Below are 13,015 nucleotides of genomic sequence, written 5' to 3' on the forward strand. Positions count from 1 at the left end.
GCTGACTGATGGTGCGCCAGTGGAGACTCAGTGCGATTCGTACCAGCGCCGCGAACGGTTGACCACGCCCACGACGAACAGCATGACGGGCACCTCGATCAGCACGCCGACCACGGTGGCCAGTGCCGCGCCGGATTGAAAGCCGAACAGGCTGATGGCCGTGGCCACGGCCAGTTCGAAGAAATTGCTTGCCCCGATGAGCGCCGATGGTCCCGCCACGCAATGGGCAACGCCGAGCTTGCGGTTCAGCAGATAAGCCAGGCCGGAGTTCAGCAGCACCTGGATCAGGATCGGTACCGCAAGCAGCAGGATGATCAGGGGTTGCTCGACGATCGCGTTGCCCTGGAAGCCGAACAGCAGCACAAGCGTGGCAAGCAGCGCCGTGATGGAGCCGGGGCCCAGCGCATCCACCACGCGGCGGTACGCCGCTTCACCTCTGGCCAGCAGCGCCTTGCGGATGATCTGCGCGAACAGCACCGGAATGACGATGTAGAGTGCCACCGACATGATGAGCGTGTCCCACGGGACGGTGATCGAGGACAGTCCCAACAGCAGTCCGACGATCGGCGCGAAGGCTACCACCATGATGGCGTCGTTCACCGCCACCTGCGACAGCGTGAAATAGGGATCGCCCTTGCACAACTGCGACCAGACGAAGACCATCGCGGTACACGGCGCCGCGGCCAGCAGGATAAGTCCCGCCACGTAGCTGTCGGTCTGGTCGGCCGGCAGCCATGCGGAAAACAGCTGGCGCACGAAGATCCATCCGAGCAAGGCCATCGAGAACGGCTTGACCAGCCAGTTGACGAACAGCGTGACGCCGATGCCGCGCCAGTGGCCGGCGACCTGTCCCATGGCGCCGAAGTCGATCCGGATCAGCATCGGGACGTGCGCGCTGCGATTTTTATAGGATTTTTATGCCGGTCCGCCTTCTTTCTACCCGGTTTTTACGGACACGCCGGTAGGCTTGCCCGGACCCATTCAAGGATGTCAGCCGTGACCGGGATCTTCCAGATCGTATCGATCCCTTTTGCCGCGCAGCGCCAGCCATGCGCCGTGGCGGCGCGTCGGGCAGGCGGTTCTGCTAGCATGGGGCGCGAACTTTCCCATGCCTGATACCGAACTCCGCGCCGCCGGCACACGCCCCGATCCCGATGCCCTGCTCAGGCAGGTGCAGGCCGAAACGGCTCGGGCTGCGCGCGGCAAGCTTAGGGTCTACTTCGGCGCATCGGCGGGCGTCGGCAAGACCTTTGCCATGCTTACCGCCGCGCGCGCGGCGGCGGCGCAGGGCGTCGACGTCGTCAGCGGCGTGGTCGAGACCCACGGCCGCGCGGAAACCGAAGCGCTGGTCGGCGGCATCGAGCGCCTGCCGATGAAGGCGGTGCCATACCGCGAGCGCGTGCTCAGCGAATTCGACCTTGACGCGGCGCTGGCCCGCCATCCTGCGCTGGTGCTGGTCGACGAACTGGCGCACTCCAATGCGCCGGGCAGCCGCCATCCGAAGCGCTGGCAGGACATCCAGGAGCTGCAGGCGGCCGGCATCGATGTGTGGACCACGGTCAACGTGCAGCACCTGGAGAGCCTTAACGAGGCCGTCGGCGGCATCACCGGCATCCGCGTGTGGGAGACCGTGCCCGACACGGTCTTCGACGGCGCCGACGAGGTCGTGCTGGTCGACCTGCCGGCCGACGAACTGCTGCGCCGGCTGAAAGAGGGCAAGGTCTACCTGCCCGAGCAGGCGCGGCACGCGGCGCGCAACTTCTTCCGCAAGGGCAACCTGATCGCGCTGCGCGAACTGGCGCTGCGCCGCACCGCGGACCGCATCGACGACGATGTGCGCGCCTGGCGCCAGTCCGAAGCCGTGCAGGCGGTCTGGCGCACGCGCGAGGCGGTGCTCGCCTGCATCGGCAGCGGCGATGATGCCGAGCAGGTGGTGCGCAGCGCGCGCCGGCTCGCCGGGCAGCTCGATTGCGACTGGCACGTGGTCACGGTGGCGACGCCCCGGCTGGCGCCGCTATCCGATACCGCCAGGCTGCGCCTGCAGGCCGCGATGCGCCTTGCCGAGGAGCTTGGCGCACGGACCGAGACGCTGGCCGGCAACGACATGGTGCAGGCGATTGCGGGCTACGTGCGGCGCCACAACCTGACCAAGGTCGTGCTCGGCCGCGCGCCGGCGGACTGGCGCCGCGGCGGCTCGCTGGTGGAGCGCGCGCGTGCGCTGCTCGGGCTGGCACTGTCGCCGTTCTTCAGCGGACCGGGCTGGCTGCCCGGCCGCCGCGCCAGCTTTGCCGATGCGCTGGCGCGCGGCTGCCCCGAGATCGATATCATCCGCGTGGCCGCCGACATGACGCGCGCGGATCTGCGTCCGCGCCATGCCGCCGACGACACGGAAACCACGGCAAGCCCTGACGGCGCCAGGCGCAAGGACTACGCCTGGGCCGTGGCCTGGTGCGCGGGCGCGACGCTGCTGTCGGCGCTGGCGCTGCCATGGTTCGACGTGGTCAACATCGTCATGCTGTTCCTGGTGGCGGTGGTCGGCGTGGCGCTGCGCCACGGCCGCGGGCCGGCGGCGCTGGCGTCGGTGCTGGCGGTGGCGTCGTTCGATTTCTTCTTCGTGCCGCCACGGCTGTCGTTCGCCGTCTCCGACGTGCAGTACCTGTTGACCTTCCTGGTGCTGCTGTCGGTCGGGCTGGTGATCGGCCAGCTTACCGCCGGGCTGCGCGAGCAGGCGCGGCTGGCGGTGCAGCGCGAAGAGGACGCGCGCACGCTGTACGAGCTGGCGCGCGAGCTGTCGGCGGCATTGCAGTCCGAGCAGATCGTCGCGATCGGCAGCCGCTTCCTGCGCGCCGCCTTCGATGCCAGTTCGGCCTTCTTCCTGGTCTCGGCGGACGGGCGGCTGCTGCCACCGGTGTCGGATGACGGCCCGGCGCGCGGCATGGGAAACAGCGCCGGCCACAGCGCGGGCCACAGCGCGGGACACAGCGACTCGATCGACCGCGTGCTCGCCGAATGGGTCTTCCACCATGGCCAGCCCGCGGGCACCGGCACCGGCACGCTGCCGGGCAGCACCGTGCTGTACCTGCCGCTGAAGGCGCCGATGCGCACCCGCGGCGTGCTCGCCGTGGAGCCCGCGGTGCCGCATGCGTTCGCGCAGCCGGCGCTACGACGCCAGGCTGATGTGTTCTGCACGCTGATCGCGATCGCGATAGAACGGCTGCATTACGTCGAGGTGGCACAGCAGGCGCTGTTGTCGATGGAGTCGGAACGCCTGCGCAGTTCGCTGCTGGCCGCGGTCTCGCATGACCTGCGCACGCCGCTGACCAGCCTGATCGGCATGGCAGAAACCATGCAGCGCGGCACGCCGCCGCTGGCCCCGCCGCTGGAGGAGACTGTCGCCGCGATGCTGGAGCAGGCGCGCCGCATGCGGACCATGGTGGTCAACCTGCTCGACATGGCCAGGTTGCAAAGCCGCGACGTCCACATCCGGCGCGAATGGCAATCGGTGGAGGAACTGGTGGGCGCGAGCTTGGCCGCGATGCGCGAGGCGCTGGCGCGCCACCGCGTTGTCGTGGCCAGCCTGTCGCAGGTGCCGCTGGTGGAGTGCGACGCCGTGCTGGTCGACCGCGTGCTGTGCAACCTGCTGGAGAATGCCGCCAAGTACACGCCGCCAGGCACCGAAATCCGGTTGTCGGCCATGGCTGCGGGCGACGAGGTCCGGGTAGTGGTCGAGGACGACGGTCCGGGCGTGCCCCGCGGCAGGGAGCGGCAGATCTTCGAGAAATTCACGCGCGGCGAACGCGAGTCCGCGACCGCCGGCGTCGGGCTGGGCCTGGCCGTATGCGAGGCCATCATGCAGGCGCATGGCGGCCACATCTGGGTGGAGCCGGCGCAGCGGCAGGGTCAGTCGCGCCCTGGCGATGGCACCGGCGCGCGCTTCACGATCGCATTGCCGCACGGCAACCCGCCGGCGATCGAGCCCGAGCCGGCCGAACTGCCCGAGCCGTCGCCAACCAGGCAAGGAGAGGCATAGATGCCGTTCGATTTTTCGCCCACGATCCTGCTCGTCGAGGACGAACCGCATATCCGCCGCTTCGTGCGCCTGACGCTGGAGGCCGAGGGCTGCACGGTGCACGAGGCCGAGTCGCTCAAGCGCGGCCTGATCGAGGCCGGCACGCGGCAGCCCGACCTGGTCATCCTCGACCTTGGCCTGCCGGACGGCGACGGGCTCAAGCTGATCGGCGAGGTGCGCACCTGGACCGCCGTGCCGATCCTGGTGCTGTCCGCGCGCAGCGGCGAAGCCGACAAGGTCGGCGCGCTGGATGCGGGGGCCGACGACTACCTGACCAAGCCCTTCGGCGTGGCCGAGCTGGTGGCGCGGCTGCGGGTGCTGCTGCGCCGGCATGCCCGCGCCAGCGCGCAGGGTTCCAGCCAGGTCACGTTCGGCGACGTCCAGGTCGACCTTGCCAACCGACTGGTCACGCGCGCCGGGCAGGCGGTGCACCTGACGCCGATCGAGTACCGGCTGCTGGCCGTGCTGATCGCGCATCGCGGCAAGGTCATGACGCACCGCGAGCTGCTGCGCGAGGTATGGGGGCCCGCGCAATCGGAAAGCAGCCAGTACCTGCGCGTCTACATGGGGCACCTTCGGCACAAGCTCGAAGCGGACCCGGCGCAGCCGGCCCACCTGCTGACCGAAGTGGGGCTGGGCTACCGGTTTGCCGGCTAAGGCGGTTCTCTCAGCCGGTCATCCCGCCACCGCGCGCTACCACGCTACCACGCGCTGTCCGCGCCGCCCGGCCCGCGGGCGCGGTGGCCGGCAAACCGCTCCAGCATGAAATCCACCAGCGCCCGCACCTTGTCGGGCCGGTGGTTGCGCGCCGGGAATACCAGGTAGATGTCCGCCGGCGCCAGCTGCCACTGCGGCAGCACGCGGCGCAGTGCGCCGCTGCGCAGGTGCTCGGCCACGTCCCATTCGGAGCGCACCAGCAGCCCTTGCCCGTCGAGCGCCCACGCCAGCGCCGATTCGCCGTCGTTGGTGCTCATGGTGCCGCGCACCTTGACCGTCTCCTGCTGCGCGCCGTTGCGCAGGTGCCAGGTGCCGAAGGTCTCGTCGGCCTCGCGGATAAAGATGCAGTTGTGCCGTGCCAGCTCGCGTGGATTCGCCGGCTCGCCGGCGGCCTGAAGGTAGGACGGCGCCGCGCACAGCAGGCGCCGGTTGTTGGCTAGCAGCCGCGCGGTGAGCCGCACGTCGGGCAGCTCGCCGAAATGGATCAGCGCGTCCAGGCCCTGCTCCACCAAGTTGAGCGGCCGGTCGCTCAGGTGCAGCTGGACCTCGATCCTGGGAAACGCGCGCGCGAATGCCGACAGCGCCGGCGCGATATGGCGGCGGCCGAAACCCAGCGTCGCCCCGATCTTCAGCAGGCCGTGCGGCGTGCTGCTGCTGCCGGCGATGGCGCGCTCCAGCGCCTCCATTTCCGCCAGGATGCGCGCCCCTTCGACCAGGTAGCTTTCGCCCTCCGGCGTCAGGCCGATGCGCCGCGTGGTCCGGTGCAGCAGCCGCACGCCCAGCCGCGCTTCCAGCGCGGCCAGCCGCTTGCTGACCGCGGGCGGCGTCACGCCCAGTTCCTGCGCCGCGGCGGCGAGGCTGCCGTGCTTGTTGATGCACTGGAAGAAGGCGAGATCGGAGAAGTTATCCATTGCTGAATTGCAGGAACTAAAGAAGTAACGGAGTCTGAATTATGTTTCTCCGGGGCAATGATACGATCGTTTCCACAACAATTCATCCCACAGGAGACGCCCGTGAAACTTGTCCACCTGACCGCCTTGCTGGCCTGTGCCGCGGTTTTCGCCGCCACCGCCGGCACTGCCGCTGCCCAGTCCTACCCCCAGCGCCCGGTCCGCCTGATCGTGCCGTATGCCCCCGGCGGCAGCGCCGACATCGCCGCGCGCCTGGTCGCCGATGCCTGGGCCAGGAGCCTCGGCGGCACCATCGTGGTGGAGAACCGTGCCGGCGCCGGCGGCAACATCGGCGTCGACGCGGTCGCCAAGGCGCCCGCCGATGGCTACACCGTCGGCCTGCAGACGGTGTCGCTGGCCATCAACCCCGGCCTGTTCCCGCGCATGCCGTATGACACGCTGAAGGACCTCGCGCCGATCGGCATGGTCGCCAGCTCGCAGCACGTGCTGGTGGTCAACAACAACATCCCGGCCAAGACGCTGCCGGAGCTGATCGCCGCGGCCAAGGCCCAGCCGGGCAAGCTGACCTACGGCTCGGCCGGCAATGGCAGCACCTTCCATATGTCGGCGGAGCTGTTCAAGTCGGTGGCCAACGTGTCGATCGTGCACGTGCCGTATCGCGGCGGCGGCCCGGCGCTGGTCGACACCATTGCCGGCCAGGTCGACATGAGCTTTCCGGTGGTGTCCGCGGCCCAGCAGCATGTGCAGGGCGGCAAGCTCAAGGCGCTGGCCGTGACCGGTTCGAAGCGCTCGGCCCAGCTGCCGAACGTGCCGACCGCGGCGGAGGCCGGCTTGCCCGGCTACAACTTCGAGACCTGGTTCATGGTGTTCGCGCCCACTGGCACGCCCAAGCCGGTCATCGACAAGCTGAACACCGCGCTGAATGCCGCGCTCGCGACGCCGGCCACGCGCGACCGGATGCTCAAGGAAGGCTTCGAGCCGACGCCGGGCACGCCCGCGGCCGCCCGGCAGCGGCTGGAGCAAGAAATGCCCGTGTGGGCCGACCTGATCAAGCAGCGCGGTATCACCGCGGAATGACCGCGGAATGACCGTCAAACCGTTACCAAGGCTTGTGCCATGACACCCCGCACCCTGTACCAGAAGCTGGTCGACTCCCATACCGTCGCCAGGATCGACGACGACAACGTGCTGTTGTATTGCGACCTGCACCTGATGAACGAATACACCAGCCCGCAGGCCTTCGCCGGCCTGCACGAGCAGGGGCGTGGCGTGCTGGTGCCGGGGCAGAACGTGGCGGTGGTCAGCCATATCATCCCCACGCACCCCGGCGCGATCCGCGTGATCGCCGATCCGGCGTCGGCGCTGCAGGCCACCAACCTGCACGCCAACTGCGAGCGGCACGCGATCCCGCTGTTCGACACCAACGACGCGCTGCAGGGCATCGAGCACGTGGTGGCGCCCGAGCACGGCATGATCCGCCCGGGCATGGTGGTGATCTGCGGCGACAGCCACACCACCACCTACGGTGCGCTCGGCGCGCTGGGCTTCGGCATCGGCACGTCCGAGGTCGAGCACGTGCTGGCCACGCAGACGCTGGTCTACCGGATGGCAAAAACCATGCGCATCCGCGTGGACGGCAAGCTGCCGGTCGGGACCACCGCCAAGGACCTGATCCTGCGCATCATCGGGGCGATCGGCGCACAGGGTGCGCGCGGCTACGTGGTGGAATACTGCGGCTCGGCCATCCGCGAGCTGAGCATCGAAGCCCGCTTCACGCTGTGCAACATGACGGTCGAGGCCGCCGCGCGCGGCGCGCTGATCGCGCCGGACGAGGCCGCCATCGACTACGTGCTGCGCCGCGCCCCTGACATCGACGGCGCCCGGCGCGAGGCCGCGCTGGAGCACTGGCAGACGCTTCACAGCGATGCCGGCGCGCGGTTCGACATGGAATACATGTTCGACGCCAGCCAGGTCGAGCCGCACGTGACCTGGGGCACCAGCCCCGACCAGGTGCTGCCGGTGTCGGGCCAGGTCCCGTTCCCGGAAGACCAGATCGACGAAGCGGAGCAGCGCTCGGTCCAGCGCGCGCTGGCCTATACGCACCTGCAGCCGGGCGCGACGCTGGCTGGCACGCCGATCCAGCACGTCTTCATCGGCTCATGCACCAACGGCCGCATCGAAGACCTGCGCGCGGTCGCCAGCGTGGTGCGCGGCAAGACCGTCGCCGCGGGCGTGCGTGCGATGGTCGTGCCGGGATCGGGCGCGGTGAAGGCACAGGCCGAGCGCGAAGGGCTGGCCGACATCCTCATCGCGGCGGGATTCGAATGGCGCCAGCCCGGCTGCTCGATGTGCCTGGCCATGAACGACGATGTGCTCGCCGACGGCGTGCGCTGCGCCTCCACCACCAACCGCAATTTCGAAGGCCGGCAGGGGCGGGGTGCCATCACCCACCTGATGAGCCCGGTAATGGCGGCCGCGGCCGCCATTACCGGCGCGATCACCGACATCCGCAAGCTGGAGCTGTCCCATGCCTGAACTTTCCTGCCTCGCCGGCAAAGCCGCCGCGATCCGTTTCGAGAACCTCGACACCGACCAGATCATTCCCAAGCAGTTCCTGCGCGGCATCGACAAGTCGGGCCTGGCCGATGGCATTCTCTATGACCACCGGTTCGACGCCACCGGCGCGCGGCGCCCGGAATTCGTGCTGAACCGGCCCGAGTACGCCGGCACCAGCATCCTGGTCGGCGGCGCCAACTTCGGCTGCGGCTCCAGCCGCGAGCATGCCGTATGGGGCCTGCAGCAGTTCGGCATCCGTGCGGTGATCGCGCCCAGCTTCGGCGAGATCTTCTACTCGAATGCGATGAACAACCGGCTGCTGCTGGTGATGCTGCCGCGCGAGGTGATCGAGCGGCTGATGGACGCGGTCGATGCCGACAGCGCCAATGAGATCCGCATCGACGTCAAAGCGATGCAGGTGCGCACGCCGGTCGGCGACTTCCCGTTCGAGCTGTCGGCGCGGCATCGCCGCATGTTCCTGGAGGGGCTCGACATGATCGGCCTGTCGCTGAAGCAGCGCGACGAGATCGAACAGTTTGCGCGCCGCTACTGGGATGCGTTCCCGTGGATGAAGGATGTGGCCCGGCGCACCCGCGACCGGCTGGGCACGACCTGAGCCTTCCGCTGCCGCGCCGCCTTGCTGGCGCGCAGTTGCATTTAGCCGTCGATGCCCTGCCGCAAAGGCTGGAGGAGTTCGACATCGACATCGACAGCGCTCGATGCGAATTCCATGCATCCGCGGCCGCGCGTGGCTATGCTTGGCATATCTCCGCCACCTTCGGGCAGGCATGCAGCCCCGGACAAATGCCATGACGACGAACGACGACAGCGCTGGCCCGGCGCCGGCCGAGGCGGCCCGGACCGCCGGCGCGCGCCTGCTGGCCGCGATGAGCCACGAGATCCGCACGCCGCTGTACGGCATGCTCGGCACGCTGGAACTGCTGTCGATGAGCGAGCTGGACGCAGGGCAGCGCCAGCAGGTGGCGACCATTACCGAGTCGTCGCGGGTGTTGCTGCAGATGCTCGACGACCTGCTCGACTTCTCGCGCATCGAAGCCGGCCAGATCAGGCTGGACGCGGTGCCGTTCGATCCGGTGGCGCTGGCCGAAACCGTGGCGCGCGCACAGGAGCCGCTGGCCATGCACAAGGGCGTGGCCCTGGACTGCGACCTGCAGCCGGGCCTGCCGTGGCTGCTGGGCGATCCGCTGCGCGTGCGGCAGGTACTGGCCAACCTGTTGCGCAATGCAATCAAGTTCACCGCGCAAGGGCGCGTCACGCTGCGCATGTGGCAGGAACCGCAGCCCTCCGCGGACCAGGTCACGCTGATGCTGGAAGTGGCCGACACCGGCCCCGGCATCGATGGCGCGCTGCTGCCGCACCTGTTCGAGCCCTTCACGCAGGGCGATGCCACGCGCGCGGCCGAACCCGGCGGCGCCGGGCTCGGGCTGACCGTCTGCAGGAAACTGGCCCGGCTGATGGGCGGCGACATCACCGCCGACAGCTCGCCGGGCCAGGGCAGCCGCTTTACCGTTGCGCTGCAGCTGCCCGTCACCGCCTCACGGCCGGCGCCCGCCGCCGCCGGTGCCGATGCGGCGCCAGCGATGCCGGCGCTGCCGCAGCTCGGGCTGCGCGTGCTGGTCGTGGAGGATCATCCGCACAACCGGCTATTGCTGCGTGGCCAGCTGGAGCGGCTCGGCTGCGCGGTGCAACTGGCGAGCGACGGCGCGCAGGGGCTGGCGGCGTGCACGGCAGGGGCCTTCGACGTCGTGCTGACCGATGTGCAGATGCCGGTCATGGATGGCTACGCGCTCAGCCGCCGGCTGCGCGCGGCGGGCAACCCGGTGCGCATCGTCGCGCTGACCGCCAACGCCGGCGCTGGCGAAGCCGGTCGCTGCCACGACGCCGGCATGGACCGCTGCCTCGTCAAGCCGGTGTTGCTGCAGGAGCTGGCGGCGTGCCTGCAAGAGCTGATGCCGGGGCGCGCTCAGGCGTCGCCGCGCATTAGCGGCGACGCCGATGCCGCGCTGCTGGCGCGGAGCGTGCAGGCCGATTTCGATGCCTTGCTTGCCGCTGCCGCCAGCGGCGACCTGGGCGCGGTACAGGCGCACGCGCATCGCATGCGCGGTGCGCTCGCGCAGATCGATGCCGCGCGCGACGCGGCGGAGCTGTGCCGCGAACTGGAGGCCGGCGCCGCGTGGGCAGTGCAGGCGACGCAGGACCGCATCGGCGAACTCGGCCTGATCCTGGATGCCTGCCTGCCCGGCTACCGCCATTCACGCTTGTCGTCATGACCGGACCGGATCGCGGACGACCTCCCGGTCATCGTCATCGGGATCCTGCGCGGGATCCTGCGCGCGCTGGCGGTGATCTACCTGTAGCCCCGCCTCACGCAAGGGCGCCGGGCGCCTGCAAGGCTTCGTCCCGCTCCCACGCGACGCAGTTGCGGCCGCGGTTCTTGGCCGCGTAGAGCACGTGGTCGGCGCGCATCAGCAGCGTATCCAGGTCTTCGCCGGGCCGCAGCGTCGCCACGCCGAAGCTGGCGGTCACGCGGTGCACGCCGGGCAGCACTGTCATCGGCGTGTGTTCGAGCGTATGGCGCAGGCGCTCGGCCAGTTGCAGCGCGGCGTCGGGCGCGGTATCGGGCAGCAGCACGACGAACTCTTCGCCGCCCAGCCGCGCCGCGATATCGCGCCGGCGGATGCCGCCGGCAATGATCTGGCCGAACTGCGCCAGCACCGCGTCGCCGGCGCTGTGGCCGTAGTTGTCGTTGATGAACTTGAAGAAGTCGAGGTCGCACACCAGCAGGCTGAGCGGCTGCCCCGGCGTCGGCGGGATCTGCTGCATGGCGAGCGCGGCCAGGCCGCGGCGGGTATGCAGCAGCGTCAGCGGGTCGGTGTCGCGCTCGTGCCGCAGGCCGACGATGATGTCCTGCACCGCCGCGGCCAGCAACGCCAGGGCCAGTGCCATCAGCAGCAGCGCCAGCGTGGCCTGCAGCCACAGCCAGTAGGCAGATTGGATAAAGGCCACCGGATCGTGCGATGCGGCCGGCACCACGGTCAGCACGGTGCGCGGCAGGAAGTGCAGCGCGAACAGCAGGTAGAACCAGAACAGCACGCGGTCCGCCAGCCGCCCGCTGCGCAGCCGCGCCAGTGCCGGCATGCCCAGCAGCAGGATCATGGCGATGCCGACGTTCAGGATGTAGATGCGCGCCACCAGCCGCGGCTGCACCAGGTCGAACCACGCGATCGCGCCGAGCAGCGCGAGCGGCAATGCCACCTGCGCGCAGGTATCGAGCCGCGCACCGACGCGCGCCAGCATGCCGCGCAGCAGCAGCACGCCGCTGCCCAGGTACAGCAGGCCGGTCACCGTGGCCTGCCCGCCGCCGGGGTGCGGCGGCCAGACGATCTGCAGGGTGATGGCGATCGCGTACATGCAATACGCGGCAGCCGGCAGCAGCAGGTAGTGCCGGCTGCGCTCATAGCGCCGGGCCAGCACGAAGCACAGCGAGAATGCGATGGCGATGGCGGGATTGACCAGTGCCAGGAATCGACCAGCGTCTTGCAACACGAGAGTCCCCCGTTCTTGTCGTTCTCTGGCAGGGGTGGTTGCAAGCTCCGGCGAGGGTGCGCATGCGTCGCGGCATCGCGCGGCCGAAGGGCATGGCCAGGGAACATTATGGAGGGCATGGGCGCCCGGGCAGGCGCGGCGCTTGCCGCGGCCTGCTGAGTGTTTCCGTCAGGCCTCATTCTAGCCACCACCATGGCCCGCGGCGCATGGCGCCCGCCGCGGCCGGGCAAACAATTGTGAACACCGCGGACGTGGCTGCCGGGCCACGGTTGCCACGGTTTCCCGCTTTTGTGACTAATCTGGTAGAAGCTGTCCGGATCCTCCGGCAGTTAGAAGCTGTCCGGATCCTCCGGCAGTTCGGTTTTCCGTACGCAAGGAGATCACGATGAATACCAAGAAAGCGATGCCGGCCCTGTTGCTGGCGGCAAGCGTGCTGGCGGCGCCGTTTGCCATGGCGCAGGGTGGTGGCAAGACTTCTACCCGGCCGATGACGGAACCCGCGGCGTCTGCGCCGCCGCCAGCTCCGCAAAGCTCGCCGTATGTGCAGGTGCAGCAATGGAAGAAGGGCGACCGCCTGCCGACCGAGTTCAGGGACCGCCAATATGTGATCGACGACTACAAGCAATACAACCTGCCGGCGCCGCGCAAGGGCACGCGCTGGGTGGGGGTCGGCGCCGAGTATTACCTGGTGGCGCCCAATGGCGTGATCCAGCAGGTCGGGTCGGGCTCCTGACCGGACTGGGCCAGGGCCCTCGCCCTGGGCCATGCAGCAATGAGAAAGCCGCCGCGCGGGATTGCCCGGCGGCTCTTTTTTTTCTAGTGCGGCGCCCCGCTTCAGATGCCAAGTATCTTCTTGGCCTCGAGCAGCGACTTCATCGCTTCGTCATGCTTGCCGGCCTTGTGATAGGCCGCGCCGTCGGCACGCAGCTTGGCCACCTTGGCGGTATCTTCCGGCGACAGCGCCGGCTTGGTCGAGAGCTTGGCGTCGATCGCCTTCATCTCGTTGGGGCAGTTGTGGGCGAGTGCCAGGCCGCTGGCGCCGCACAGCACCAGCGCCGCCAGGATCGGGATGGATTTACGCATGTCGGCCTCCGCTTGCATTGGGATTGTGGGATTTCCAGCATAGTGCATGGCCCGCATGGCCACGAATCCTGTGGCTTGCCGGGTTCTGCATGACATCTTGCGGCGTTCCGCG

The 13,015-nt window shown here is 69.2% G+C and carries 10 protein-coding genes and 1 pseudogene; 7 read left to right on the forward strand and 4 right to left on the reverse strand.

Annotated features, from left to right (window positions below; all coding sequences use genetic code 11):
- Positions 1 to 27 precede the first annotated feature (27 nt).
- Positions 28 to 888, reverse strand: a pseudogene (gene arsB, locus AC5WJ1_RS01775) (ACR3 family arsenite efflux transporter); the annotation flags it as partial.
- A 220-nt stretch (positions 889 to 1,108) separates the two neighbouring features.
- Between arsB and AC5WJ1_RS01780 the strand changes: the two are divergent.
- Both AC5WJ1_RS01780 and kdpE read left to right on the forward strand, forming a co-directional pair.
- Positions 1,109 to 4,030 carry a DUF4118 domain-containing protein gene (locus tag AC5WJ1_RS01780; protein ID WP_494476339.1) on the forward strand — a complete coding sequence of 974 codons (2,922 nt, stop codon included), beginning with the start codon at positions 1,109 to 1,111 and terminating at the stop codon, positions 4,028 to 4,030.
- Positions 4,031 to 4,726 carry a two-component system response regulator KdpE gene (gene kdpE, locus AC5WJ1_RS01785; RefSeq protein WP_133093656.1) on the forward strand — a complete coding sequence of 232 codons (696 nt, stop codon included), beginning with the start codon at positions 4,031 to 4,033 and terminating at the stop codon, positions 4,724 to 4,726.
- Between the two features lie 44 nt (positions 4,727 to 4,770).
- On the opposite strand, the gene AC5WJ1_RS01790 is transcribed toward kdpE, so the two are convergent.
- The gene (locus tag AC5WJ1_RS01790; RefSeq protein ID WP_133093657.1) at positions 4,771 to 5,697 is read right to left on the reverse strand and encodes a LysR family transcriptional regulator; all 927 of its coding nucleotides are present in this window, start codon (positions 5,695 to 5,697) and stop codon (positions 4,771 to 4,773) included.
- Positions 5,698 to 5,799: 102 nt separating this feature from the next.
- Here AC5WJ1_RS01790 and AC5WJ1_RS01795 point away from each other — a divergent pair, with 102 nt between their 5' ends.
- From AC5WJ1_RS01795 to AC5WJ1_RS01810, 4 genes are all read left to right on the forward strand, one after another.
- Positions 5,800 to 6,774 (forward strand): tripartite tricarboxylate transporter substrate binding protein, encoded by a 975-nt coding sequence (locus AC5WJ1_RS01795; protein WP_133093658.1) that lies wholly within the window; start codon positions 5,800 to 5,802, stop codon positions 6,772 to 6,774.
- A 39-nt stretch (positions 6,775 to 6,813) separates the two neighbouring features.
- Positions 6,814 to 8,232: a 3-isopropylmalate dehydratase large subunit gene (leuC, locus tag AC5WJ1_RS01800; RefSeq protein ID WP_494476340.1), complete on the forward strand. Its 1,419-nt coding sequence runs from the start codon at positions 6,814 to 6,816 to the stop codon at positions 8,230 to 8,232.
- The gene (leuD, locus tag AC5WJ1_RS01805; RefSeq protein ID WP_494476341.1) at positions 8,225 to 8,869 is read left to right on the forward strand and encodes a 3-isopropylmalate dehydratase small subunit; all 645 of its coding nucleotides are present in this window, start codon (positions 8,225 to 8,227) and stop codon (positions 8,867 to 8,869) included. The genes leuC and leuD overlap by 8 nt, the downstream gene beginning before the upstream one ends.
- 193 nt (positions 8,870 to 9,062) lie before the next feature.
- Complete coding sequence (locus tag AC5WJ1_RS01810; protein WP_434033201.1) at positions 9,063 to 10,544, forward strand: ATP-binding protein; 1,482 nt, start codon at positions 9,063 to 9,065, stop codon at positions 10,542 to 10,544.
- A gap of 94 nt (positions 10,545 to 10,638) precedes the next feature.
- On the opposite strand, the gene AC5WJ1_RS01815 is transcribed toward AC5WJ1_RS01810, so the two are convergent.
- Positions 10,639 to 11,820 carry a GGDEF domain-containing protein gene (locus tag AC5WJ1_RS01815; protein ID WP_494476342.1) on the reverse strand — a complete coding sequence of 394 codons (1,182 nt, stop codon included), beginning with the start codon at positions 11,818 to 11,820 and terminating at the stop codon, positions 10,639 to 10,641.
- Between the two features lie 385 nt (positions 11,821 to 12,205).
- On the opposite strand from AC5WJ1_RS01815, the gene AC5WJ1_RS01820 reads away from it, so the two are divergent.
- On the forward strand, positions 12,206 to 12,553 hold the full coding sequence (locus AC5WJ1_RS01820) for an RcnB family protein (protein ID WP_133093663.1): 348 nt from the start codon (positions 12,206 to 12,208) through the stop codon (positions 12,551 to 12,553).
- Positions 12,554 to 12,654: 101 nt separating this feature from the next.
- On the opposite strand, the gene AC5WJ1_RS01825 is transcribed toward AC5WJ1_RS01820, so the two are convergent.
- Complete coding sequence (locus tag AC5WJ1_RS01825; protein ID WP_195430533.1) at positions 12,655 to 12,903, reverse strand: PA2433 domain-containing protein; 249 nt, start codon at positions 12,901 to 12,903, stop codon at positions 12,655 to 12,657.
- Between the last annotated feature and the right edge of the window lie 112 nt (positions 12,904 to 13,015).

Source organism: Cupriavidus sp. MEYA8 (assembly GCF_059278825.1).